Source organism: Olivibacter ginsenosidimutans (assembly GCF_039542865.1).
Lineage (GTDB): Bacteria > Bacteroidota > Bacteroidia > Sphingobacteriales > Sphingobacteriaceae > Olivibacter > Olivibacter ginsenosidimutans.
This window is the reverse complement of the sequence record NZ_BAABIQ010000043.1, coordinates 254,986-279,963: the sequence shown is the minus strand read 5'-3', so window position 1 is coordinate 279,963 and position 24,978 is coordinate 254,986. Positions and strand designations below refer to the sequence as shown.

The following is a 24,978-nucleotide window of genomic DNA, read 5'->3' as shown; positions in this document are numbered from 1 at the left end:
ACAACACGATATAATTTATTATGGGAAGAGCATTTGAGTTTAGAAAAGAAAGGAAGTTTAAACGTTGGGCAAAGATGGCCGTGCAATTTACCCGTTTAGGGAAAGAAATTGCTATTGCTGTTAAAGAGGGTGGCCCACATCCAGAATCTAATTCACGTCTTCGTACAGCGATACAGAACGCTAAGGCTGTTAATATGCCTAAAGACCGTATAGAGGCGGCTATCAAACGTGCTTCAGAAAAAGATGCTAAGGGTTATGAAGAGCATGTATATGAAGGCTACGGCCCACATGGGGTACCTATTTTAATAGAAACCGCTACGGACAATACCAATAGAACGGTTGCTAACATTAGAAGTTATTTTACAAAAGCTGGCGGTTCTTTAGGGAAAACCGGATCATTGGATTTTATTTTTCAACGTAAATCTATTTTCCGCTTTGCTGCAACAGATGATTTGGAGCTGGAAGAACTGGAGCTGGAACTGATTGATGGCGGTTTAGAAGAGCTCTATGTAGAGGCTGATGAAGAAGGTAATGACATTGTTGTGGTACAAACATCCTTTGAAGATTTTGGCAATATGCAAAAGTTGCTGGAAGAAAAAGGAATTGATATCAAAAGTGCTAAGCTGGAACGCATCAATTTGTCTACGACAGAAGTTTCTGAAGAGGCGTCAGCAGATGTGCTCAAACTTATTGATAAGTTAGAAGAAGATGATGATGTACAGGCCGTATATCATAATATGGTTTAAGGTATTTATCTTAGTAGCAAGACATAAGACACAAGTAACAAGACAAACGTACTAAGTGATAAATGCAAAGTTTAAAGCAAAAGCAAAAAATGTGGGTGAAAAGCTACTAGCAATATCTTGATACTTGATACTTGATACTTGATACTTGATACTTGATACTTGATACTTGATACTTGATACTTGAATAATTTAAAGAATGACTTTCGAAGAATTTTTTATAAAAAAAAAGATTGATCTCCACCAACTACAGCTGGCAGAACCAAGTCTATATAAAGAATTTAAAAGTCATTTTGCATTGATGGGAGAAAAGAGTTTCGATCATACCAAAAAATATTGGTTTAATCGTTTACGAAAGAACTTCCACTTAGCCGAAGAAGGAACACAAACCACACCAGCCACTGCTGTACCTTTAGCCAATCAGCAACAAGAGATTCCGTCAAGCGATCCTTCTACCATAAATAAGCCAACGGGCTTTAGGCCTAGGTTTAAGGCGGTTACACCACAAGCTTCGGATAAAACGTCTGCAGAAAATCCAACTACGACAAAACCAGAAGAAGCGGCTGGGCAGAAACCGATGGGATTCAAACCGCGATTTAAACCTGGAAAAGCGGATTCGGATTCAGTAAAGGCAACGAAGAACGACAAGGAGCAACAAGAACCGACGATCAAACCTACTGGTTTTAAACCTCGGTTCAAGGCAGGTATGACCAATAAAGCGGCCGTAGAGGGTCAGGACAATACATCCCCATCAGACAGTGAAGCAAGCGCTTCGGATATAACCAAAGAAGAAAGCAATGCCGTATCTGCTACTCCATCGCCGTCAAAACCCATAGGCTTCAAACCCAGGTTTAAACCAGGAGTGACGGACAAGACTATTAATTCGGAGGAAAAAACAACACAGGAGACATCTAACGAACAAGATAGCACCTCGCCGCCTGCAAATACATCAAAACCGCTCGGCTTCAAACCTAGGTTTAAACCAGGAGTGACGGACAAGACTATTAATTCGGAGGAAAAAACAACACAGGAGACATCTAACGAACAAGATAGCACCTCGCCGCCTGCAAATACACCAAAACCGCTCGGCTTCAAACCTAGGTTTAAACCAGGAGTGACGAACACGGCCAATACCTTGAATAAAACGGAGATTAAAGAAGAAGAGCCCCTTTCTGAAAAGGCCGATGATGAATCCGTAAAGCCCAACGAGTCAAAACCCGATAAGCCGGGAGCTAGTGCTGACAATACACCGAAACCTTTAGGCTTTAAACCACGATTTAAGCCAAAAAATAAATCCAACGAAGGCGAAGGGAATGCTTAACTTAAGATTGGGATTAAGAGAACCAGATGACGTGAGGAAGAGCCGTAATGACGCGAAAGAAAATCGAAACGATATGGAGAACAGTCGAAATGACAAATTTTAGATGACGTCCTCCTTAATTTTCTTGTGCCTGAATGACCCGAAGCACATTCTCACCAAGTATTTTACGAATATCTTTCGGTGCATAACCACGATTTAGCAACGCTTCAGTCAATTTAGGATAATCCTGTACATCATCCAATCCAATAGGTGTTGATTCCATACCGTCGAAATCAGCTCCTATACCCACGTGATCTATACCCGCCATTTTGACCAAATAATCAATATGATCAATCACTAAAGCGAGGGGTGGTCTTAATGCCTGCTTTGCCTGTGCGGGCAGTTTATCAAATTTTTTATCGACACTTAATGGAATGGTATCTGCTTTACTGACATATTGCGCATACAAGCTAGCTATCTTTTTCCGATAATTAGGATCCAGAAAATCTGAATAAAAATTAACACCTATTACTCCCCCATTTTGGGCAACTGCCTTAATCTGTTGATCTTTTAAATTACGGTAGTGTGGGTTGAGCCCATAAGCATCACTATGGCTTACCAAAACAGGTTTTTTACAAATTTTCAAGACGTCGTAGAATGTCTGCTCGCCAACATGAGATAAATCAACTATCATCCCTAACTGATTCATGCGTTGAATGACTTGCCTTCCAAAATCGGATAATCCCTTCTGTTTTATTTTATGCCTACTTTCATCAGCAGCAGAAGAAGCCCAATGTGTACTATTGTTCCACGTAAGCGTTACGTATCGTACGCCTCGTCTATACAGACTGTCGATATTTGCCAAATTGTCTGCTAACATATGTCCTCCTTCAACACCAATCATCGCTACTAGCTTATGCTCAGCAATGCCACGCTTTATCTCTTCCACCGTAGTTGCCAATAGCATTTTATCCGAATTCTCCTTTATCAATTGGTACAACGCATCAATTTCTTGATTGGCATAAGCAAATGGATGCTTTTTCTTACCATCACACCATACCGAAAAGAACTGTACATCTACACCTCCACTTTTTAACCGAGGCAAATCTGTCCGCCCTCCGCGAATCGATTTAGCGATATTCTTCCCACGCATAACCGATTCAGATAAAACATCATTATGCAAATCAATAACGACAGCTTGCCTATGGAGTTCCAAAGCCTCTTGTGCAGAGACCATACCACAAAGAAATAGTAGTGGACAAGCGATATACCAAAGTTTAACTTTCATCGAAGGGCACATTAGCATCCCATTAGTATGTGCAAGGTATCACAAAAATTTGTATATTCCCTCTATTTAAAAACTTCTGATGGCAGAGGGAGACCGATAAAGGTTTTAGCCTTCATGAACCGAATGTAAGGAGCTCATGAATCCCGATACGGGTAAACGCTTCATGAATAATTTGTTTTATATATAACGCAATTATTTTGCATATAAAACCAAATTTATCTAAGTTTAAAGCTTTTTTAATGAGATCCGATGCTACGAATAGATCCACAGAAGCCGCATACATTAGTTTATTCGCTTTGCCAGCATGAGTTCTTGGGTTACTTAATCGAACCCCATATCGTACAGTTGAACCCGAATGGCGAGTTTTCCCTTACCTATCAACGTATTTTTAGCCATACCGCTCAGGAATATGCCTCTATATTAGATCAAGACGACTTAAAAATCATTAAATTGTTGGACGAGTTGGAGCAGCATGAGCTCATCAAAAAAATGCATAAAAAAATTATCCGTCCCAGGGAATTCTTCAGTAAAATTTTCGACAAAAAATTATACGATTACATCCGCCCTAAAATAGACAGGAAGCTGGTTCACGTATTAAAATTAATACATCAAAAACCACTTTATCTTATGAGCAAGGAGGGCTGGCCAGTGGAAGAACGACTAACGATCGCCCAAGAGCCAGCTTCAGTACTTTTCCATTTCCGAAGAAATGATGAAGAAACACGCTATTTCCCTACAATCAAGTTTCAAGGCATGCGTATTGATTTTATGTATAAAAACGCGCAGATTATTAGCAATGATCCAGCGTGGATGCTCTTGGAAGGAGTACTCTATTATTTTGATCAAGATCTGGATGGTAAGAAACTTTCTCCCTTTTTAAATAAGCGATACATTAGCATTCCGCGAAACACAGAATATAATTATTTTGATCGGTTTGTCCGCACATTAATTGCTAAACACCACGTTTATGCAGAAGGTTTTGCCATTAAAACTTATCAGCATGAGGCATCTCCGATTCTGAAATTTGTTCACACGGCCGACGGTGACGCGTTTGCGCAATTGCAATTTAAATATGGGCCTTATGTTTTTGACGCCGGAACCGAACATAAAGTCACCGTGCGTATGGATTATTCAGAGGCCGAAGATTTATATACGTTTCATCGCGTGAAGCGTTCTTTGCAATGGGAAGAAAAGTTATTGCAAGAACTCTTTGAACTTGGTTTATGTAAAGCCGATCCACTGTTCAATAACCTAAGCATAAAAACAAGCGCTGACACATCTTCCCCTTTAAATGCCCATTTATTGATTAATTGGATCAATGTTAACCACGACTTACTACTGCATAAAGGATATCACCTGGAACAGCAAACGGAAAATCAAAAGCGATACCTGCTAGGCAATACCAAGATTGATTTACAGATCAACGAAGGAAACGACTGGTTTGATATTCATGCCCTAGTACGTTTTGGTGCCTATGAAATTCCTTTTATAGCGCTTAGAGATCACATTCTGCATCAAAAAAGAGAGTTTACGTTACCATCTGGGGAGATTGCCTTAATTCCAGAAGCTTGGTTCACCCAGTTTCATAACCTGTTTTACTTTTCTCCTAGCAAAACGCAGATTCAACTGCAGAAACATCATATTGGTTTAATTGATGATCTCAGCGAACGTAACATGCAAGGATTAACTATTGAGCGTAAACTACAACGTCTGCATACTTTTGAACAAATACGTGAGGCTGTCCTTCCTATACATTTCAAAGGTGAATTGAGGAGTTATCAAAAGGCAGGTTACAACTGGTTTCATTTTTTAAAGGATTATCGCTTTGGTGGATGTTTAGCCGACGATATGGGCCTTGGTAAAACGGTTCAGACCCTTGCACTATTACAAAAAGAGCAAGAAGATTTTCAAGAACGGGGCCAAAAACCAACTTCTTTAATCATTATGCCTACGTCGCTCATCTATAACTGGCAAAGCGAAGCAGCAAAATTTGCTCCTCATTTAAAAATACTGATCCATACCGGTAGTAATAGATCCAAAGACACTCGCTTATTTGAACATTACGATCTTGTTATCACTACCTATGGCATTATCCGCATTGATGAAGAACTATTTCAACAATATTATTTTCATTACATCATTTTAGATGAAAGCCAAAACATTAAAAACCCGAGTTCCAAGTCCTTTAAGGCTGTACGGGCATTAAAGAGTCAGCATAAATTGATTTTAAGTGGTACCCCAGTAGAAAATTCTGTTAGTGACTTATGGTCGCAAATGTCTTTTTTAAATCCTGGTTTACTGGGAAGCCATGCCCATTTTCTGGCAGACTATGTGGTACCCATTGAAAAAAAGAAAGATGAAGAGAAGGCTCGGAAGCTACAGGCCATCATCAAACCCTTTATTCTTCGAAGAACAAAGGACCAAGTGGCTAAAGAGCTTCCACCTAAATCCGAGCAGATCTTTTTCTGCAAAATGAGTGATGAACAAGCTACATTATATGAAAAAGTCAAATCCGAATACCGGAATGTTTTATTAGAGCAGGCGATCGATGAATTGATGACCAAGTCCCAGATTCAGCTGCTACAGGGCTTAACGAAACTCCGACAGCTAGCGAATCACCCCTTGATGATCGATGAGGCTTACGAAGGTGATTCCGGGAAATTTGAAAATGTCGTGCATACCTTGGAAAACGTATTATCCAGGGGCCATAAAGTACTCATCTTCTCGCAGTTTGTTAAGCAACTGGATATCTTTAGAAAATATTTTGACCAACAAAAAATTAAATACGCCTATTTAGACGGGGCAACGCGAAATCGTGAAGATATGGTTAATCTGTTCCGGAAAAATCAGGATGTCAAGCTATTCTTAATCTCTATAAAAGCGGGAGGAGTTGGGCTTAATTTGATTGAAGCCGACTACGTATTTATTTTAGATCCTTGGTGGAATCCTGCTGTGGAGCAACAAGCTATCGACCGTTCACACCGCATTGGGCAAACCAAAAACGTATTCATCTACAAATTTATCACCAAGGATAGTGTGGAAGAAAAAATATTGGCTTTGCAGCAGAAAAAGAAAACCATTGCTAATCAGCTTATTACCACTGAAGAAAGTTTCGTCAAATCCTTATCAGCCGATGATATTAAAGAGCTGCTAGCGTAATGAAGTCGCGCGTTATGCGTTACGAGTATTTATTAAGGAAGAAATTCGCACTGGCAACGCACAGGGAACTGATAACTCATCATGTCAATACACCACAATTTCATCTGTGAAAAGGAAACCCTTCATCCCATTTTCACCGATAATGCGGATATAACGAGCTAATCGCCCTTGTAAATCAAAACTAAAGGTTTTAAACCGTAAAGAAGTATCTGTAGTAGGTACATCATTCACGATCTTTTGCAATTCTCTAAAATGCTTTCCATCATCGGAAGCCAGTATCTTGACATTACTCGGAATATAAACACCTGGGCCTGAAAGTTGCATAAAACGTAACTTGATCTGATTCAGTTCTTCCCGGCGTTCAAAGTCCAAGGTTACGTCAAAATTTCCTAAAAACCCTTGCCATTCACCATCCCCATAGCTCACCCCACCATACTGTCCGTTTAACAGCGTGGTATCACCTTTAGCTGGATATCGATCATTCCACGGATTATTATAAGTGATTTTCTTACCGATACCTTTATGGATATCGGCAGTAAATTCTCCAACACCGCCCATTCGTATGGAATCTTTAAATATGGCTGCTTTAACAGTTGTTGTATTGACCAAAGAGAACGGTTCGACATATAAGGTAGATGTTGGCTTAGGATCACTTCCATCGGTTGTGTACCGTATTTCAGGATCGTATTGCTCTGAGCTAAGGGTAATCGTGTCCTGCTTCGCAACCTGATCATATTTACCCGAAATTTCCACCTCGTAAGAAGGTCTATAGTAATTTACACCCAATCGTTGCAACAACAGGTAATGTTTTTGGGTACGATGCCAAAAGTCGGCCCAATCTCTTTTTTCATGTGGTGTCCAAGCTACTTCCGCTAATGCCAAGAGTCTAGGAAATAGCATGTACTCCACCCGCTCTTGAGTCGGTATATATTCCGTCCACACGTTTGCTTGTACCCCCAATATATGGTGTTGCTTATCCGCTGCTATTTCTTTTGGAATCGGATTATAGGCATAAACCTTGTTTAAGGGCAATAATCCACCGCCAATATCGTATTGTCCAACAGGATTCGTTTGGGGGGCATCAAAATATAGATAACTTCCGGGCGTCATAACGACATCATGATCTGCATTCGCCGCATCTACCCCCCCTTGCTCACCACGCCAACTCATCACCGTTGCTTCTGGGGCTAAACCACCTTCCAATATTTCGTCCCATCCAATAATTTTCCTCCCCTTATCCTTTACATATTGCGCGATGCGTTTAATGGCATAGCTCTGTAATCCATCTTCATTTTGCAGATTATTATCTTTTATTCGCTGCTGGCACTTTGGACAATTTTTCCAAGCGGTCTTATCCACTTCATCTCCCCCAATATGAATATAAGGCGAAGGAAATATATCCATCACTTCATCCAGTACATTGGCAAAAAAAGTAAACGTTTCCTCATTGCCTACACAAAATGCGCCGTCTTTGTAGGGTATGCCTGAGCAGGAAAGCTGCGGATACACGGCCAAAACCTCTTCACTATGTCCAGGGAACTCTATTTCTGGTATCACGGTTATCCCCCTACTGGCCGCATAAGCCACCAGTTCCCTAGCTTCTTCTTGTGTATAAAAACCTCCTGATGCATTCGGATCTCCCATTTCCACATACCTTTTCCCTGAATGCTGCCAGTCTTTCCAAAGTGTTCGATTCCGCCAGGCAGCCTTTTGCGTAAGCTCTGGATACTTTTTTATTTCCAATCGCCAGCCTGCACCGTCTACCAAATGCCAATGAAACGTGTTGAGCTTATATAAGGCCATCAGGTCGATCGTTCGTTTCAAAAACGATAAGGGATAAAAATGTCTGGAAACGTCCAACATCAATCCACGATAAGCAAACTTCGGTTCGTCCTCTATAACCGCTACAGGCACTATCCGGCTATCGTGTTGCGTATAGGCTATCTGCAGTAAGGTACTTAATGCATGAATAAACGCCGTATGATTATGTACTAAAAGGGTGATCTTATTGGTATCTATGGTAAGACGGTATGCGTTTTCGGGTAATCGATCTGTTTCATCAGCCTGTAGCAAAAAGATTCCCTGTTCTGGCAGCTTTTTACGTGATTTAAGTTTGTGGACTTCGTTGAAATGGATATGGGGATGCTCATGTAATAGCGCAGCATCTTCAGCTAACTCCTGACTTGCATGTACTTCTATAAGATCTGGATACTTAAAATAGCCGACACCTTCCTCTAAAAGTGTAGGTTTGGGAATGATAGCTAAGCTATCCTGCGCATGTACGATTGTTGGTAAAAGGCAAAGAAAAGGCCATAGTAATAGTATGGCAGCGTATTTCAACTTTTCCATATGCTTGTTTGTGTAATCTGACGGTACAAACGTAAAAAAAATGCTTGAGATTCGCGAATACTGTATACCGCAAAACCTTCACTCTATTGTAATTAAAGAATCTTTTTTAATGGCAACAACAAAGACTTAAGAAAACGAGAATCTCAAATAATTAATATTTTTCTGATGCGCTAGATACTTTTTTTCGTAGTAGGTCTGGATCGCTAATTCTTCATTCCATACATCGGAGTGGTATATATCAGTTGTATGGGCATGTAAAACCAACCCTAATGCCTTTATTTTTTCCAATGTATAGGTATATAAACCATCATTATCTGTTTTTAGGTTAATACAGCCCCCTTTTCTCAGCACATTCCGGTACCTAACTAAAAACTTATCCGACGTTAAGCGTTTCTTCTCCCGGCTTACCTGAGGTTGCGGATCCGGAAAAGTGATCCAAATTTCATCGACTTCTTCTTGATCAAAATAATCCAATAGATTTTCAATTTGTATACGCAGAAAAGCGACATTGTTTACTCCTTCTTCCAATGCCGTCTTAGCGCCACGCCAAATTCGATTACCTTTATAATCTATACCGATAAAATTCTTTTCTGGAAAGCGTTTGGCCAAATTAACCGCATATTCTCCTTTTCCACAAGCCAATTCGAGTACAATTGGATGCGTATTACCAAAATGTGCCCGTGCCCATTGTCCCTTCATCACTTGTCCCTCGTCAAGCTGCAATACATTGGAAAATGTAGCAATCTCGGCAAATTTTCGTAATTTATCTTTTCCCATTTGCCGGCAAACTTAGTTATTATGTAAAAAAACGACAAACACATCGTAAAAAAAAGAAAGGAAACATATTTATATCTTTGTAAGATCAATAGCATTGCAGTGGAAAAAAACGACAAGATATATATCGCTGGGCATCGAGGTATGGTTGGTTCGGCCATTCACCGCCAACTTCTAAAAGAGGGATTTACGAATTTCGTGCTCCGAACCTCACAGGAATTAGACCTACGAGACCAGCATGCTGTGGCCAATTTTTTCGCTGCAGAAAAACCCGATTTTGTTTTTCTTGCCGCGGCTAAAGTAGGAGGCATTGTGGCAAATAACACCTATCGGGCAGATTTTCTCTATGAAAATTTGGCCATTCAGAATAATGTCATTCACCATGCGTTTAAACAACAGGTCAAAAAGCTACTTTTTTTAGGGTCAAGTTGCATTTACCCCAAAATGGCACCGCAACCGTTGAAAGAAGATTACCTGTTAACTGGGCCCTTGGAATCTACTAACGAACCCTATGCTATTGCCAAAATTGCCGGTATTAAGCTATGCGATGCTTATCGGGCACAATATGGCTGTAATTTTATCTCGGTGATGCCTACTAACCTATACGGTTATAATGACAATTACCATCCAGATAATTCGCATGTACTACCCGCTTTGATCCGTCGCTTTCATGAAGCTAAAATAAAAGGGACTCCCACTGTCACCATTTGGGGGACAGGAACACCATTAAGGGAGTTTTTATTTGCTGATGACCTTGCAGATGCCTGTGTGTTTTTAATGGAGCACTATAATGAGTCCCATTTAATCAATATTGGAACGGGAAAGGATTTGAGTATTAAAGCGCTGGCTTTATTGATTAAAGATATTGTAGGTTATACCGGAGAATTAATATTCGATACCACAAAACCTGATGGAACACCGCGAAAGCTCTTGGATGTAAGCAAAATCCATCTTTTAGGTTGGAAGCATGCTGTAGAATTGCGTGAAGGAATAGCTTTAGCTTATCAGGATTTTAAGGAAAAGTATGTATGAGTTTTACGTAATAAGTAATACGTTTTAAGAGCAGAAAGCTTAAAGCTATAAAGTGGCACTGCTACTGCTACTAAAAATCTTGACACTCACAACTCGTAACTCGCAACTCATAACGCAAATCACAGCACCCGACAAAGCAAACCCTTTAAATACTCCCCTTCAGGAAAAGAAGCTCTCATGGGGTGATCTTCCGGTTGTGTAAATTGCCGAATAAACTGAATTTCCTTTCCTGCATCTAAAGCGGCCCAAGCAAGCACCTGTTTAAAGGTATCCATGTCCATTGCACCAGAGCAAGAAAAAGTTGCCAATAGCCCGCCACTTTCCAGTAAAGATAGCCCCAACCGGTTCAATTCTTTATACGCACGTGAAGCTTTCTCCAGTTTACTCCGCGATGGAGCATATTTTGGCGGGTCTAAAATAATAAGATCAAATTTTTCGCCGCTTTCTCGAAAGATCTTAAGTTGTTTATTGACATCATGCTGAATCAACGTATGTGGCCTGCTTTCCCAAGCATTGCCTTGAATATTCTGCTTTAACGTTTCTATGGCTAAAGCCGAACTATCAACGCTAAAAACCTCGAGGGCGTCATTTTTTAAAGCATTTAGACTAAACCCTCCAGAATAACAGAAACAGTCTAATACTCGTTTATGACGCGCATATTGCGCAACGAGTAAACGATTCTCCCGTTGGTCACAGTAGAACCCCGATTTCTGTCCTTCTGTAATGTTGACTTTATAGTGAATTCCATTTTCTAAAACATCCACAAAAGTCGGTGGTTCTTCCCCAAAAAGTACTTCTCCTCCGCCTGTTAGTCCATCATGTGCCCTTGCAAGTGTATCCAACCGTTGATAGATTCCTTTTGGCCGAAGTAACTGCTGTAGTTCATCAACAATAATCGGCTTCACCTTTTCTATTCCAGCAGTAAGTATCTGTAGGGAAATAAACTCGCCAAATCGATCCGCTATGAGGCCGGGTAAAAAATCTGCCTCACTGAAAATAAGGCGTACTGTATTGGTATAACCATCGGAGGTAATAACAGTCCTTGCTTGTATTGCACGACGTATTCGGTTTCTCCACCAATGTTCATCCACTACTTGGCTAGGATTCCATTCCAGCAACCGTATAGCCACTCGGGATTCGCCATTATAATAACCATAGGCAATAAACTCCCTGGCTTGATTATAAACACTTACCAATGCACCATTTTCAGGACTTCCTTCGATACGATCAATTGCTCCGGAGAAAACCCAAGGATGCAATTGCCAAGCTGCTTTATCTTTTCCTTTATTAAGTATGATTTTATTCATAGATATTGCTGCAAACTTAGTTAAAATGTGAGGGATTGGTGCAACATACCCAAAACTATTGCGTCTATTAATCAAAAAACGTACGGATCCGTTGGAATTAAGGTACAGTCATTCGCAAGAGCAACTGATTGCCGATTGTAAAAGAGGCGATAGACAAGCGCAATTTAAGTTATACAAGCTTTATGCTAAAGCCATGTATAATACGGCTTTGCGCATTGTTAGCGATGCCGATGAAGCCGCTGATGTCTTGCAGGAAGCCTTTGTTGATGCTTTTAAGCGGCTGGAAAGTTTCAGGGAAGAAAGCACTTTTGGGTTATGGATGAAACAAATTGTAGTGAATAAATCCTTATCAGCGTTAAGAAAAAGAAAAGTTATTTTCGAATCTATTGATGACCAAAATGATCGTTATGCAGATATGAGTCAAGACCCAGAGGAAGAGAACTCGCTACTATTCAAAGTAGAACAAATTAAAAGGGCAATCGACCAATTACCTGACGGTTATCGAATTGTTTTAAGCCTCTATCTGTTGGAGGTGTATGACCATGAGGAAATAGCGCATATTTTAAAAATTAGTGAAAATACTTCCCGTACACAATTCCTAAGAGCGAAGCGCAAATTACTCGAATTGATCCAAAACTAGACAAGAACAACCAATCGTAGGAAAAGAAAAGAGAAAAAGATGGAGTCCATAGAAAAATTTATCTCAGCCAATCGAAAGGCATTTGATCAAGCCACCCCTCCCCAAGAAGTTTGGGAGAACATTGCACGCACGTTCGATGGAGAGGCTTTAATTAAGCGGAAGAAAAAAAGCCTCTTCATAAGAAGTATCGCCTCTATTGCCGCAATGCTTCTATTAGTCTGTACAGCAGGCATTTTAGTCTATCAAAGTCAGGTAAGCAGCCGGAATAACTATAGCCGCATTAATCCAGATTTAGCCAAACAGCAGGTTGCTTATGCTTCTTTGATACATGAGAAGTTAGACACCTTATCTGCAATGTCTGCAAATAATCCTAAGCTTTATCAAGAATTCTCCACCGTGATTGACAAAATGCAAGCCAATTATAAGCAGTTAAAGATAGAATTGATTCAAAGCCCGAACCAAGAACGTACATTAGAGGCGATGATTAACAACCTAAAAATGCAGATTGAAGTATTAAACCAGCAGTTGGCTATTTTGAATAGCGTCCACCAAGAAGAAAAGAGAGTCCGTTATGAACAGCTATAAAAGATTTAAATTAAGCGCAATAACTATTATTTTGCTAGGCCTTACTCATCTCGCTTTAGCACAAGATAAGGGCAACTTAAAACCCTTAAAAAAAGAGGTAAAGCAGCTGACTGGCGGACTGTCAAAACTAAGTAACCAGCTAACAAATGAGTTAAAAGCCATCGATACACGCGCCATTGTAAGCAACGCAAAAGCAATTGCACTCGCTTCTAAAGTTGACGCAGAAAAATTAGTAAATCAATGGACTAATTGTGATGTAGAACAGACCGACAGTTCCTTTCAAACAGATATCGAAACCAATACCATGGATCAATCCAGAACGATCCAAAAAGTCTATATTATCTCCAAGAATACACCCTTAGCCATCAATAATCGCTACGGTAAGGTTGAAGTAAAAACGTGGACAAAAAATGAAATTCGGGTAGACATTACTGTTCGTGCCGTAGATGCGGATGGTTCAAAGGCTCAAGATCTTCTAAATAGTGTTGTTATTGATGAAACTAAATCTGCAAATAATATTTCCTTAACCACACAAATTGGTCAAGGAAAATCCAATTGGTGGAGTGCTATTGTTAGTGGAAAGAATCGTGGCGTACAGGTAAATTATAGCATTTATCTCCCATCAGGCAACCAACTTTCTATTGAGAATGCATACGGAGATGTTCTTTTGCCAGATTTAACCGGAAATGTCGATTTAACTGTTTCATATGGAAATTTAACTGCCGGAAGACTAAGCGGTAACGAAACGACAATTAAGGCCGGATATTTACAAGCAAAAATTAGCGCTATAAAGAATGCCGCGCTTCGTTTTGAGTATGGAAAATTAGCACTGGATGAAGTAAACAACCTAGACTTGTCAATTGCCTATTGCGGAAATAGCAACATTGGAACCATCACAGGTAGTGGTAAAATCAAAATGGAATATTCAGGTGGCTTTAAGGTAGGGCTGGGAAAAAGTATCCGCAATTTTACACTAAACACCGCTTATTCGAGCAGTAATATCCATATCGATCCCGTGGCTCGTTTTATGTATCAGGTTGAGGTAAGTTATTGTGATTTTAATCCCGGAAAATCTACGGTGACCAAGGAAGAGCCAGATCCCGCCAGTCGCGGCCCCAAACTACACAAAAGCTATACAGGCTATTATGGAGATAAGACATCTGCCAATCGCGTCACGATCAATTCTGACTATGGTTCCATAACGTTTGATTAAGCTATATAGTAGCGGGTGTCTCAGGAGACACCCGCGGTATAAAACCATAAAACGCTATTGTCTTAGTTAACTAAGGATGTCGTTGCTTTAAAGGTTATAGCAGTTGACTAAACTTAAGATGCATTTTTGTAACCATTGGGGAAACATAGCGTCTAATAAAAAACGCTGTCCTCATGAACCTGAAATTGCTGTCAACTGCGCTTTGCAGAACTCCTCTTTTTTCGTATCAGGATACATTACAAGATCAATGGGAGGCGCTCAAGAAAGCGGTCCAAATCTCTTCAGAGGATTTTTACGCGCTTATTAAAGACGTTAAATCTGACGAGCTAGAACATTTACCACCAAAAATAAAATATGCTTGTTGGAAATATTTCAATCGCGCGAGATTCCGTTCTACGCCATTTGGTGCTTTCGGATCGGTTAGTTTAGTACCACTAAATAACCAAGAAGACACGCTGATTTTAACAGGCAAGCCCTCGCTTAAGAATTTTGTAGATTGGCAACAAAAAGATATATTTTTGAAAAACACCACTGAAATCTATCATAAAGCACGTTTTTTCCTAGCAAATACCTCTTTCTATACCTGCGGTAGGCAACTACGCTATATTAGTCTGACAGCAGACAATCAATTTGAAATATCCGCCATTGAAAAACAAGAAATTATTGAATTCACCCTTCATCTTTGCCATCGAGCACTGGCTAAGCAACAGGTGATCGATCGCTTGATTCACCATTATCAATTGGATCACACCGTTATCGAAGATATCCTCATCCAACTTATTGCTATCCAGTTATTGCTAACTGACCTTCATCCCAATATCATTGGTACCGATTATTTTCAGCGAATACAGGGTATGCCGAAGGAACATGCTTTTTATGCCTTGTCTACACGGCAGCACCTAAGAGGCCATCTACCGATAAACACTTTAAAAGTAATTCCAGAAGCTATACAATTGATAAAGGATTATTTGCCGCAGCATCAACAAGCAGCGTTACAACTCTTTAAACAAAAATTTCAGCAAAAATTTGAGTATAAAGAAGTGCCTTTGCTTATCGCACTAGATCCGGAATTGGGTGTAGGGTACAACAACCTTGCTTCATCGCCTCAGACCGATGGTTTAATTGAAACATTGAAAAATGCCCAAATCCCCGACGAAATAACTCCACACCTCCCCTATACTCCCCTACTTCAACTTCTTCTAAACAGCGCAATTACACGGGAAGAAATCAACCTAGAAAGATTAAAACAGCATCCCAAAACGCAGCATCCTTCCCCACCCTTACCCAATACCTTCCATGCATTGATTCAATTAAGCGATGAGTTTGTCATACTAGAACATGCAGGTGGATGCACAGCAACGGGTTTATTGGGTCGGTTTACCCATGCTGACCAAGCGATATTAGAACAATGCCGGTCGATCGCCAACCTAGAACAAACCGCTAATCCCGGTTGTCTGTTCTTCGATATTGCCTATCAGGCAGAGAAAAAAATCGATAACATTAACCGTAGGAAAGCAATCTATACCTACGAATTACCGATACTCTCTTGGCCAGGCAGTAAGGAAACCCTTAGTTTGCAAGAAATACTCGTTAGCGTAAGGAACGATCAAATCCTGTTGCGCTCCAAACGGTATGGCAAGCGGCTTATACCCCGTCTAACAACCGCCTACAATTACAGTCGATCCGATTTATCATTATATCGCTTTTTATGTGATCTACAGCACCAGGGTATCCAAACCAGTTTAAACCTCCATTTAAAAGCCCTATTACCAGGTCTAGACTATTATCCCAGGCTAACCTATAAAAACTTAATTTGTTCCCCGCAAATGTGGAAAGTGCCTACTCATCTGGAGCAGCAAGATTTAACGGACTCCCTAAGGCAACTAAAAGACTGGCTTGACGCACAAAACGTTTCTGCATATTTTAAATGCGGCTATCACGATCAAGTATTATGGTTTAATCGCTTTAGTGATGAAGACCTTGAATCCTTTTTGTTGTACTGCAAAGGCAAGAAAGACTTATATCTGACAGAAGCCTTTATACCCAAAGTGCCACCTATTAACGATGAATACGGCAAACCCTATTTAGCGCAACAGCTAATCAGTCTATACCACTCGGAGTCCATATATCAACCCATAAACACGAAACCTATACCATTTGAGCAAAGCAATAAGTCTATTGTACTTCCTGGCCAAGATTGGTTATACTATGAAATCTATTGTGATCCGTCCCGGAGCAATCATATTTTAACGCAGTTGATTAGACCTTACCTTAAGCAGATGAGTAAGTCTATCAAACAATGGTTTTTTATCCGTTATCCAATTCCCGATTACCATATTCGTTTACGTATCCAATTGAGGCAGCAAGCATCGTTGGATTTATTGATCAGCACCTTCAATCAGTTTATCGAAGACGAGTTAAGATCCGGCCTAATAGCAGCCATCCAACTAAAGCCCTATTATCGGGAAACTGAACGGTATGGTATAACGGAAATAGAAACGGTAGAAAAATGTTTCGCTGTTGAAAGTCGCTACAGTTTATCGATTATTCAACAGGCATTGGATAGCAACAACGTCTATCGCCTCGTTATTCGTTTATTAACAGATTTGTCGACACAATTGATATTTGAAAGATCATTCTGGTTGGCCTTCATTAAACAAACAGCCGATCACTTTGCCCAGGAGCATCGCTTTGGTATACCATCTTTCAAAAGTATTAATCGAGCCTTTTTAGTCTTTATTCAACAGTCCGATCAGCCCCTTTCAACAATAATGGAAAACCACTATCAGCGAACATTGCAATCCATCGTCAATTTATTAAACGGATTTGAGCAAGCAAAGCAATTTCAATACATAGGGGATTTCATACACATGCACGTTAATCGATTATTTGTTGTGGATCAACGTATGCATGAAGCGATTATTTATCAATATTATTTAAAGTGGTTACTTGCGGAGCAAAAGGGGTCAAAACATCCAATTTAATCTGCACCTGTGTTTTAAAATGTTTTCTAGCATCCGTTTCGTAGCTAAAATGAGCCTCGTCACCGTAATTGTGTTTTAGTCGTTTAGCGATATTCTCCAATCCTTTATGCAGTCCTTCGCTATTATGGATGGCATTAATAAGATTATCCGTTTCGATAAACAGTGTATGATTTTGTGTATAAATCTTTAATTGTGCCGGATGGTGCACTAATGACAGATTTCCATGTTTAAATATATTTTCCGTCAATGTGATGAGCATAAGTGGCATAATCCGCAGTTTACGTACATTATCTTGCACCTCTACAGTGAGGTAGAGCTGATGGTTTTGGCGAAGTTTATGTAAATGGATTAAGTGATGCACTTGATCGATCTCTTCTTCAATGAGAATATACCCCTTTTCTTCACTACTTTCCACGGCATAACGCATCATCGCTGATAAGGTTAAGATGGCATCAGCGGCGATAGGAGAAGATTTACGCGTCTTGTTATAGATAAAGTTCAAGGTATTAAAAAGAAAATGGGGATTAATTTGCGCTCGCAAATAAGCATTTTGTGCCTTCCCCAATTCTTGTTCCATCTTTTGCTGCCCAATAATCTGGTGCAGACGCTGCCGTTCTAATGCTGTAGTACGTTCTTTTTCTTTTAAATACGTGATGAGAAAATAATAGCCAGTAGAGAATCCTATAAAATAGAGTGTGCGCCAAATCGGTTTAATGATATTCATCCGATTCTGCCAATCAATTGGTTCGATGCTAATGCCCAGCCATCCATACAAGACATGAATCACAAACATCATGAGGACCAAATATATTAAGATTTCCACGACGATACCAATAGGTAGTAATAACCATGCCCATAATTTTCTTCTAACAAGAATGTTCGTTAGTAGAAGATGCGCGTGTGCATAAAATAAACAAATATTAAGGGTATAAAAGGTTAAAAAATCCTTCAATGGAGGCAATCCCTGTCTAGCAACCCAAGTAATTAAGGTTTCATATAGTATGAATGACGACCATACAATGGCGTGTGTTCTGAGGATTTTGAGATTGATATGGTCAATTTTCATCTTTTCGTGTAAGCTAGAAGGCCTTCTGTGTAAATATTTTGCTTACTAAGTTAAGAACTAGGAATTTTAAAAGAAAACTATGAAAAAAATAGCGATTAAAAAAAAGACTGTTTTTTTGTTCGGGAACAAAAAAAATGGCAGCCCACAAGGCGTGCGTCCAACGACGGAAGGTCAGGGAGATCCTACATGGTGGACAGTTACTTTAACTATCGGCGGCGGTTTAAAATAATAGTTTTAGTTGGTTGGTTTAAAGGCTGGTCAATTCATACGGCCAGTCTTTATGGTATGTTTATTCAAATACTCAAAAAAAGCATCTTTAAAAAATGTTCCTATGGGAATCAACATTTCTTTAGGTAATTTCACTAAACTTCCCTCAATTTTCTCAATATGATCGGTTGATATAATAAATGACCGATGAACTTGAATAAAGTTAGCCGTTTCATTAAGTTTTTCCTTGATTTCCTTCAAAGTAAGGTAAGTCACAATTTCATCAGTAGTTGTATAAATCTTAATATAATTCTTGACACTCTCCACAGCGATGATATCTGGGATATATACCCGAACAAATCGATTTCGCTCTTCTGTTGTCTTTACATAGAAATGTTTCTGTGCGGCCTGTTTTGCCGTTGGTGCTATCACTACTTTAATTAATTTATTTACTGTTAAAGCAAATTTAGCAAATGTAAAGGGTTTTAATAAATAAGCATCGGCTTCGACTTCAAAGGCTTCAAACGCATATTTGGTATGTGCCGTGGTAAAAACCAAGCGGTTACATTTATCCCGGATAGATTTCGACAGATCAATACCTGAAATGCGGGGCATATCAATATCCATAAAAATAAAATCCACACCGGAACTTTGATTAATTTCGGCCATCGCTACAACTGGATCTACATAACTATTAGTCAGTTTTAATTCCGGCATCTGCTGAATATAATCCGTCAATATCTCAACAGCATCAGGTTCATCGTCGATTATAATACATGAATAGGGCATATGCATACGTAGTTGAAAGCTAATTTAACATTTTTATGGACGAAACGCAAATTATGCTTCACGCTAACAACGAGATTAAGTTATTTATGCGGGGGCTATAGGAACATTTGGAAATTGTCATCGTAAAGGAGACAAATGATAAAAGATCACTATGATTTTCCTAATAGCCACACCAAGATACTACCTTTCTAAAAAAACGTGCTGATGTCCCACACGAATTTACAGCTTCTACTTCTACCGTGTGCTCCACATTACAGTCTTCTACGAGAAAATTAATTGTTTTACCATGCACAGAACGAAGTTCCCCGTCTAGATACCAATTATATGATGTAGCATTTTGTACATTATCAATAGACGCATGGATCCTATTAACACCCCAACTAGCACCTGTTTCAGCAGTTAATACGCCGGCAGTTGGTGCCCCAGAATATATGGTTTTTGTCAGAGTTATATTTCCTATACAGGGACCGGTGATAATAGCTTTTAATACGGCAGCATTCCCAGTGCCAATAACATTAACAGTATTTTGATTGGATGAACCTGATATAGCCCTATGACATGTTATGTTCCAAGCTATCGTCGCTCCGCTGGGTAAATTATTAACAGCATAACTTGCTGAGCACAAAAACTATTACTACCCTCGATATTCAAAGATGGCGCGTTACGTGTTATATTAATTCTCTTAACTGTCCCATTTCTTTGATTTGCAAAGCAATCATATAAAAAAGCCTTAAAAATACAGCTATAATTGGTTGTATTTTTAAGGCTTTACAATTAACAGAAAAGAGCCCAACTAATTTATAATACTATCCTCTTTTGAGAACAATTTTATTCGTCAAACCAAACTTTATCAGTGTACCTAGGAAGTGGACTAGGAATACTCGGATTAGCACTTATCTCATCCGGAGAAAGTGTTAAACGCCTAATTAACGGACCTGAGGTTGCACCTGAAGGTCTTTTTAACTCAGGTATTTCACTACCTTCAGGACCAGAGCGTCTCCATTGCGTAAATGCTTCAGTAGGGCGATCCATTAAATCAATCCACTGCTGAATATGTATTTCTTTAACCGGATCTGCACTAGTAGCTAGATCGGGAAGTTCATTTGCCAAATAAGTTTGAATTCCCGAAGGATCTGCTTCATAAAAATTCATTGCAGCTTCTACACCTCTTTTAAACAAGTCTTGTGCAGTCGAAAGATTCTTTGCAACTCCTAATCCCCGAGCATACGCTTCAGCTTCAAAGAACAAAGTCTCTTGATAAGTTAAAATGGGAGAAGGTGCATCTTTTCGATACAGATATGCGCTGATTAACGAGGTTGTTTCATCCGCTAAGACCTCTGATTCTACGGCTTTATAGCCAGTAGCTTTCGGCCCTTTATCAAAAAATTGGGGAATGCGGGGATCATTGTGTGGTTCCATAAACTTAAACACATTCGTGTTTGCAAAGAACCATTGATTTTCTCCATTAGTGTACTCCTTCAAAAGTCTATATTTAGGATTCTCGTTGTCTGTTTTATCAAAATAAGGATGAACCCATGCCTCTTCCGCTGAAGAGATTAACGTAGATGGATTGGAAACTAGTTCTCCAATATCTTCTGCTTTTGTCGGATCCTTGTCAACCATCGTCATTAAGACCTTCAATTTAATCGAATTAGCCAAAGCAGTCCATGCGTCCATATCCCCATGATAATATACATCGTAGTCACTAATTTTTAAGTCATTATTCGGATCTATTTGTCCTTTAGCCTCATCCAATAAGCCTAAAACTCCTTCGAAAACATCCTTTTGTGGATCGTATTTTGGATAAGGGAAATTCACCGCATCCCATGCTTCCGAAAATGGAACGTCCCCATATAGTGTTGTCGCTTCGTACATCAGCTGTGCTAAGACGATCTTACATTGTGCAGCGGCATTGTTGTTCACTGGCTCAGAAGTTTCCGCTATTGCTATTGCTTGTTTTAAATTATTTCCAGCTGTACTATAATACACCTTCCAGGTATTTCCAAGCATGTAAGGACCCAAACTATAAACGTTTTCCTTACCCCAGCCATAGTCCCCACCACTAGCTATGTTTTGTGTAAATAATGAAATAGGCAACCAGCTGTCTCCACTATTTTTATTTGCGTCCCAAGCAGTAATTGCATATCCAAATAATAGTTTCGGTTCAACTTCTGTTGCAGTCAGCGGGCTCTTATTAATATCTAGATATTTACTACAAGATGCCAATCCCATAAGGGCTATAAAGACTCCTACTATAATTTTATTTTTACTTTTCATTATTTCAAAATTTAAAACGACAAACGAACGTTAAATCCAATTGATCGCGTTGAAGGCATACTATTAAATTCAACACCTTCTCCAACACTACCTGCTCCAAAGAAATTTAACTCTGGATCAACGTGAGGTACATGACTTTTAATCAGCCAAACGTTTCTTGCTTCTAAGCCAATCTGAGCGCCTTTTATAATATTACGCTTGAATAACTTCGCAGGAAGTGAATAAGATAACATTACTTCTCTTAATTTAACGTATGACGCATCGAAAACATTACCTTCTGTATTATCACTTTTCGCTTGATTTCCCCAATAATCTTGCATGCTCTTAACAGGCGTTGTATTTTCTACTAAACTTCCATCACCTTGCTCAACTAACCCTTTATCAACGATTGGTGTTCTATCTCCACCTGTTTCGAATGCCATACCAGACGCCCTTAAATCAGATACTGTCCCTGAATAAAAGACTCCACCATGACGGATATCAATTAATCCGCTTAGTGTAAACCCTTTATACCTAAACTCATTATTAATCCCTAACATCCAATCCGGATAAATACTTCCAAAACGTTTTACATCACCAGCTATTTTAAGTCCACTTTCGCCATCGATTAAATACTGCCCTGTCGCTTCGTCCCGTAAAAAGGCTGTACCATATAATCCTAGGGATTCACCGACTTCTGCTTGGATTTGTAATCCACTCCATCCGCTAGCAACGCTATATAGGTTCACCCCCTCTATCAGCTCAACTACTCTTTGCTTATTTCGGGAGAAATTTCCAGTAATTGACCATGAGAAATCAGTTGTTCTTACAGGCACTAAGTTCAGTGCCACTTCGAAACCTGTATTTCTTATGGAGCCAGCATTGACATATTTAGAAAAATATCCCGTTGAGATAGCAACATCAATTGGAATTAAATTATCTTTTGTTATTGTATTATAATATGTAAAATCTAATCCAATCCGATTATCTAAAAATTTCAAATCAGCACCAAATTCATGAGAAAATTGCCTTTGAGGTTTTAGTTGGTCATTTGGTAAAATCCGAGGACCCGTAAAAGCTGTCGTTATATTGCCAATAGGAAATATATTTGCAGAAGAGCTCACATATTGTAAAAATACCGTTGAAACAGGTGAATATTGATAATCCAGATTATAGGCAGTTAAATCACTCCCTACAGATGCCCAGCTCGCACGAACCTTACCGTAGCTTAACCAATCAAAGCCATTATCTTTTAATAGCTCAGAAAAAATGAAACTACCGCTAACGGAAGGGTAAAAGTATGAATTACTTGCTTTTGGCAATGTTGAAAACCAATCGTTACGTCCTGTTACATTAAGAAATAATATTTCCTTGTAACTCATTCCCAAATCTCCATATACACCAACTAGCCTTCTTTTTGAGAACCCTAATGTCGGAGTTTTGCTGGCAGCGTTGGTATAGTTATAGAGTTGATCAATCGTGAGATCTGCAGCATCAACGTTGTCGCTACTCGTTTGCCGATCATTAATATTGTGTCCTAAAATTAATTTAAATTTAAAGTCCTCAACCAAATGATCTTGATCGATAGTCACCATAAAATCATTGTTGATTTCACGGGACCAGAGGTTTGTGTTCGTAAATCTTCCATTAGTCACACCTGCCGTACCTTTTCTTGTAAAAGAAGTACGTTTATCTGTATATATATCTCCTCCTAAATTATCCGCTATCGTCAACCATTCCAACGGTTTATAGGTGAGGTTATAAGAACCAATAAAACGATCAACCACATTGTTATTTTTATTATAATTTAAAATCCAGTAGGGATTATTTGCAGTTTTGTCTGTCCCTATAAATATTTGCGAACCTGTTTCTGGATCTTCAAAATTATTTTTCACTTTATTAATGTCTAATACCCGTGGAAGCCCATATACAGCAGAAGTTATAATATTTGTATTATTAGAACTCTGTGCAGGGCGACCTTCTGCATCAATCCTTGTGTAACCTGCCGAAAACCTTGAAGATAACTTGTCGCTAAAATTCCTACCAGCATTAACAGTAAAATTATATTTCTTCAAGTTAGATTCTGGTATAATACCTTTTTCATTAACGGCACTAAGTCCAAGCCGATAGTCTGACTTGTCATCTCCACCTGAAAAAGCAATATTATTAAAATAAGAAACTCCTGTATCAAAAAAATCTTTTACGTTATTTGGATACGCTTGTAATGTTACTTCGTCACCGGTAAAATCCGTGAATTTCTGATCGGCTACATCTGAAATTTTTGGTCCCCATCCATTCAAATATTTCAAACTATACTCATATTTTTTAGTATCCTCATTATAAGTACCTTGAGCATAGTCATTTTGAAAGTCCGGAAGAATAAGCGGATTTTCAAACCTTACCGAAGAGTTAACAGAGACAGAAGTTTTAGAGCCTCTTACACCACGTTTAGTCGTTATAATTACAGCACCATCTCTCGCTCTAGATCCATATAATGCAGTTGCCGCAGCACCTTTCAGAACTGTCATACTTTCTATGTCATCGGCACTTAAATCCCCTAACCTATTACCATAATCCACATTGTTCGATGTAGTACCACCAGCTGAAGTTGAATTTGATATAGTCATCCCATCGATCACAAATAATACATTGTTTCCTGAAGCGTCGAGTGAATTGATACCTCGGATAACAATTTTGGAGGATCCTCCCAGTGTACCCGATTGAGAATTAATTCTAACTCCTGGAGCTTTACCAGCTAAAGAGTTCAACACATTGCTTTCTCGGGCCTTGGTCAATTCTTCTGATTTTATTGTTGACGACGCATATCCAATAGATTTTGCTTCCCTAGAAATTCCCAATGCAGTAACAACAACTTCATCAAGTTGGGCTGTGTTCTCTGCCAGTACAACGTTTATATTATCTCTCGATTGGATTTCCTCTACCTTGGTAATAAATCCGATATAAGAAATGCTAATTGAAGTTGCCCCATTTGGAACATTTAAAGCATAAGTACCATTACTATCTGTCTGTGTGCCAACTGTTGTTCCTACGACAGTGACAGATACACCGGGTAAAGCCTCTCCCTTTTCATCGGTCACTTTACCGCTAATCCTTCTCTCCTGTGCATACGCAGCTCCGAAGAGCAAAGTACACATCAGAAAAAGACTTAGTAGTTTTTGTTTCATGTGTTTGTGTTTAGTGGTTAAAAATTAAATTGATTAAAATATAAATTGACAACACTTATATTAAATGTAACTTGTAAAGATAAGGCAAGTAAGAGCTACTC

18 protein-coding genes are annotated in these 24,978 nt (G+C 39.2%); 9 read left to right on the top strand and 9 right to left on the bottom strand.

The window, feature by feature from the left end; translation table 11 throughout:
• Positions 1-20: 20 nt before the first annotated feature.
• Both ABD930_RS18640 and ABD930_RS18635 read left to right on the top strand, forming a co-directional pair.
• Positions 21-746, top strand: coding sequence for a YebC/PmpR family DNA-binding transcriptional regulator (locus tag ABD930_RS18640; protein WP_345234101.1), 726 nt, complete (start codon positions 21-23; stop codon positions 744-746).
• Between the two features lie 196 nt (positions 747-942).
• A complete protein-coding gene (locus ABD930_RS18635) occupies positions 943-2,064 on the top strand; it encodes a hypothetical protein (RefSeq protein ID WP_345234099.1) in 1,122 nt (373 codons plus the stop codon).
• A gap of 115 nt (positions 2,065-2,179) precedes the next feature.
• Here ABD930_RS18635 and ABD930_RS18630 read toward each other — a convergent pair whose 3' ends face one another.
• Complete coding sequence (locus ABD930_RS18630; protein ID WP_345234097.1) at positions 2,180-3,331, bottom strand: dipeptidase; 1,152 nt, start codon at positions 3,329-3,331, stop codon at positions 2,180-2,182.
• A gap of 249 nt (positions 3,332-3,580) precedes the next feature.
• Here ABD930_RS18630 and ABD930_RS18625 point away from each other — a divergent pair, with 249 nt between their 5' ends.
• Positions 3,581-6,490 (top strand): DEAD/DEAH box helicase, encoded by a 2,910-nt coding sequence (locus ABD930_RS18625; protein WP_345234095.1) that lies wholly within the window; start codon positions 3,581-3,583, stop codon positions 6,488-6,490.
• An 84-nt stretch (positions 6,491-6,574) separates the two neighbouring features.
• Here the strand turns inward: ABD930_RS18625 and ABD930_RS18620 are convergent, their stop codons facing one another.
• Together ABD930_RS18620 and trmB are read right to left on the bottom strand one after the other, a co-directional pair.
• Positions 6,575-8,839 carry a glycoside hydrolase family 20 protein gene (locus ABD930_RS18620; protein ID WP_345234093.1) on the bottom strand — a complete coding sequence of 755 codons (2,265 nt, stop codon included), beginning with the start codon at positions 8,837-8,839 and terminating at the stop codon, positions 6,575-6,577.
• A 126-nt stretch (positions 8,840-8,965) separates the two neighbouring features.
• Positions 8,966-9,616 carry a tRNA (guanosine(46)-N7)-methyltransferase TrmB gene (gene trmB, locus ABD930_RS18615; protein ID WP_345234091.1) on the bottom strand — a complete coding sequence of 217 codons (651 nt, stop codon included), beginning with the start codon at positions 9,614-9,616 and terminating at the stop codon, positions 8,966-8,968.
• A gap of 99 nt (positions 9,617-9,715) precedes the next feature.
• On the opposite strand from trmB, the gene fcl reads away from it, so the two are divergent.
• Positions 9,716-10,645, top strand: coding sequence for a GDP-L-fucose synthase (gene fcl / locus ABD930_RS18610; RefSeq protein ID WP_345234089.1), 930 nt, complete (start codon positions 9,716-9,718; stop codon positions 10,643-10,645).
• A 119-nt stretch (positions 10,646-10,764) separates the two neighbouring features.
• Here fcl and ABD930_RS18605 read toward each other — a convergent pair whose 3' ends face one another.
• On the bottom strand, positions 10,765-11,952 hold the full coding sequence (locus ABD930_RS18605; protein WP_345234086.1) for a class I SAM-dependent rRNA methyltransferase: 1,188 nt from the start codon (positions 11,950-11,952) through the stop codon (positions 10,765-10,767).
• 91 nt (positions 11,953-12,043) lie between these two features.
• Here ABD930_RS18605 and ABD930_RS18600 point away from each other — a divergent pair, with 91 nt between their 5' ends.
• The 4 genes from ABD930_RS18600 to ABD930_RS18585 all read left to right on the top strand — a co-directional run bounded on the left by ABD930_RS18600 (position 12,044) and on the right by ABD930_RS18585 (position 17,374).
• On the top strand, positions 12,044-12,592 hold the full coding sequence (locus ABD930_RS18600; protein WP_345234084.1) for an RNA polymerase sigma factor: 549 nt from the start codon (positions 12,044-12,046) through the stop codon (positions 12,590-12,592).
• Positions 12,593-12,631: 39 nt separating this feature from the next.
• The gene (locus tag ABD930_RS18595) at positions 12,632-13,177 is read left to right on the top strand and encodes a hypothetical protein (RefSeq protein ID WP_345234081.1); all 546 of its coding nucleotides are present in this window, start codon (positions 12,632-12,634) and stop codon (positions 13,175-13,177) included.
• On the top strand, positions 13,164-14,390 hold the full coding sequence (locus ABD930_RS18590; RefSeq protein ID WP_345234079.1) for a DUF4097 family beta strand repeat-containing protein: 1,227 nt from the start codon (positions 13,164-13,166) through the stop codon (positions 14,388-14,390). The genes ABD930_RS18595 and ABD930_RS18590 overlap by 14 nt, the downstream gene beginning before the upstream one ends.
• Before the next feature lie 173 nt (positions 14,391-14,563).
• A complete protein-coding gene (locus ABD930_RS18585; protein ID WP_345234077.1) occupies positions 14,564-17,374 on the top strand; it encodes a lantibiotic dehydratase in 2,811 nt (936 codons plus the stop codon).
• Here ABD930_RS18585 and ABD930_RS18580 read toward each other — a convergent pair.
• Complete coding sequence (locus ABD930_RS18580; RefSeq protein ID WP_345234074.1) at positions 17,310-18,440, bottom strand: sensor histidine kinase; 1,131 nt, start codon at positions 18,438-18,440, stop codon at positions 17,310-17,312. The two genes, ABD930_RS18585 and ABD930_RS18580, sit on opposite strands and share 65 nt — an antisense overlap.
• Positions 18,441-18,519: 79 nt before the next feature.
• On the opposite strand from ABD930_RS18580, the gene ABD930_RS18575 reads away from it, so the two are divergent.
• The gene (locus ABD930_RS18575) at positions 18,520-18,669 is read left to right on the top strand and encodes a hypothetical protein (protein WP_345234072.1); all 150 of its coding nucleotides are present in this window, start codon (positions 18,520-18,522) and stop codon (positions 18,667-18,669) included.
• 29 nt (positions 18,670-18,698) lie between these two features.
• Here the strand turns inward: ABD930_RS18575 and ABD930_RS18570 are convergent, their stop codons facing one another.
• From ABD930_RS18570 to ABD930_RS18560, 4 genes are all read right to left on the bottom strand, one after another.
• A complete protein-coding gene (locus ABD930_RS18570) occupies positions 18,699-19,436 on the bottom strand; it encodes a LytR/AlgR family response regulator transcription factor (RefSeq protein WP_345234070.1) in 738 nt (245 codons plus the stop codon).
• A 160-nt stretch (positions 19,437-19,596) separates the two neighbouring features.
• The gene (locus ABD930_RS21925) at positions 19,597-20,061 is read right to left on the bottom strand and encodes a hypothetical protein (RefSeq protein ID WP_425571143.1); all 465 of its coding nucleotides are present in this window, start codon (positions 20,059-20,061) and stop codon (positions 19,597-19,599) included.
• A gap of 203 nt (positions 20,062-20,264) precedes the next feature.
• Positions 20,265-21,668: a SusD/RagB family nutrient-binding outer membrane lipoprotein gene (locus ABD930_RS18565; RefSeq protein ID WP_345234068.1), complete on the bottom strand. Its 1,404-nt coding sequence runs from the start codon at positions 21,666-21,668 to the stop codon at positions 20,265-20,267.
• Between the two features lie 56 nt (positions 21,669-21,724).
• The gene (locus tag ABD930_RS18560) at positions 21,725-24,877 is read right to left on the bottom strand and encodes a SusC/RagA family TonB-linked outer membrane protein (RefSeq protein ID WP_345234066.1); all 3,153 of its coding nucleotides are present in this window, start codon (positions 24,875-24,877) and stop codon (positions 21,725-21,727) included.
• Positions 24,878-24,978: the final 101 nt, after the last annotated feature.

What these genes read in the sequence shown, in the direction of transcription:
- ABD930_RS18640 (WP_345234101.1), top strand. Translation starts at nt 21, where the DNA reads ATGGGAAGAGCATTTGAGTTTAGAAAAGAAAGGAAGTTTAAACGTTGG.
- ABD930_RS18635 (WP_345234099.1), top strand. Translation starts at nt 943, where the DNA reads ATGACTTTCGAAGAATTTTTTATAAAAAAAAAGATTGATCTCCACCAA.
- ABD930_RS18630 (WP_345234097.1), bottom strand. Translation starts at nt 3,331, where the DNA reads ATGAAAGTTAAACTTTGGTATATCGCTTGTCCACTACTATTTCTTTGT.
- ABD930_RS18625 (WP_345234095.1), top strand. Translation starts at nt 3,581, where the DNA reads ATGCTACGAATAGATCCACAGAAGCCGCATACATTAGTTTATTCGCTT.
- ABD930_RS18620 (WP_345234093.1), bottom strand. Translation starts at nt 8,839, where the DNA reads ATGGAAAAGTTGAAATACGCTGCCATACTATTACTATGGCCTTTTCTT.
- trmB (WP_345234091.1), bottom strand. Translation starts at nt 9,616, where the DNA reads ATGGGAAAAGATAAATTACGAAAATTTGCCGAGATTGCTACATTTTCC.
- ABD930_RS18605 (WP_345234086.1), bottom strand. Translation starts at nt 11,952, where the DNA reads ATGAATAAAATCATACTTAATAAAGGAAAAGATAAAGCAGCTTGGCAA.
- ABD930_RS18595 (WP_345234081.1), top strand. Translation starts at nt 12,632, where the DNA reads ATGGAGTCCATAGAAAAATTTATCTCAGCCAATCGAAAGGCATTTGAT.
- ABD930_RS18590 (WP_345234079.1), top strand. Translation starts at nt 13,164, where the DNA reads ATGAACAGCTATAAAAGATTTAAATTAAGCGCAATAACTATTATTTTG.
- ABD930_RS18585 (WP_345234077.1), top strand. Translation starts at nt 14,564, where the DNA reads ATGAACCTGAAATTGCTGTCAACTGCGCTTTGCAGAACTCCTCTTTTT.
- ABD930_RS18580 (WP_345234074.1), bottom strand. Translation starts at nt 18,440, where the DNA reads ATGAAAATTGACCATATCAATCTCAAAATCCTCAGAACACACGCCATT.
- ABD930_RS18575 (WP_345234072.1), top strand. Translation starts at nt 18,520, where the DNA reads ATGAAAAAAATAGCGATTAAAAAAAAGACTGTTTTTTTGTTCGGGAAC.
- ABD930_RS18570 (WP_345234070.1), bottom strand. Translation starts at nt 19,436, where the DNA reads ATGCCCTATTCATGTATTATAATCGACGATGAACCTGATGCTGTTGAG.
- ABD930_RS18565 (WP_345234068.1), bottom strand. Translation starts at nt 21,668, where the DNA reads ATGGGATTGGCATCTTGTAGTAAATATCTAGATATTAATAAGAGCCCG.
- ABD930_RS18560 (WP_345234066.1), bottom strand. Translation starts at nt 24,877, where the DNA reads ATGAAACAAAAACTACTAAGTCTTTTTCTGATGTGTACTTTGCTCTTC.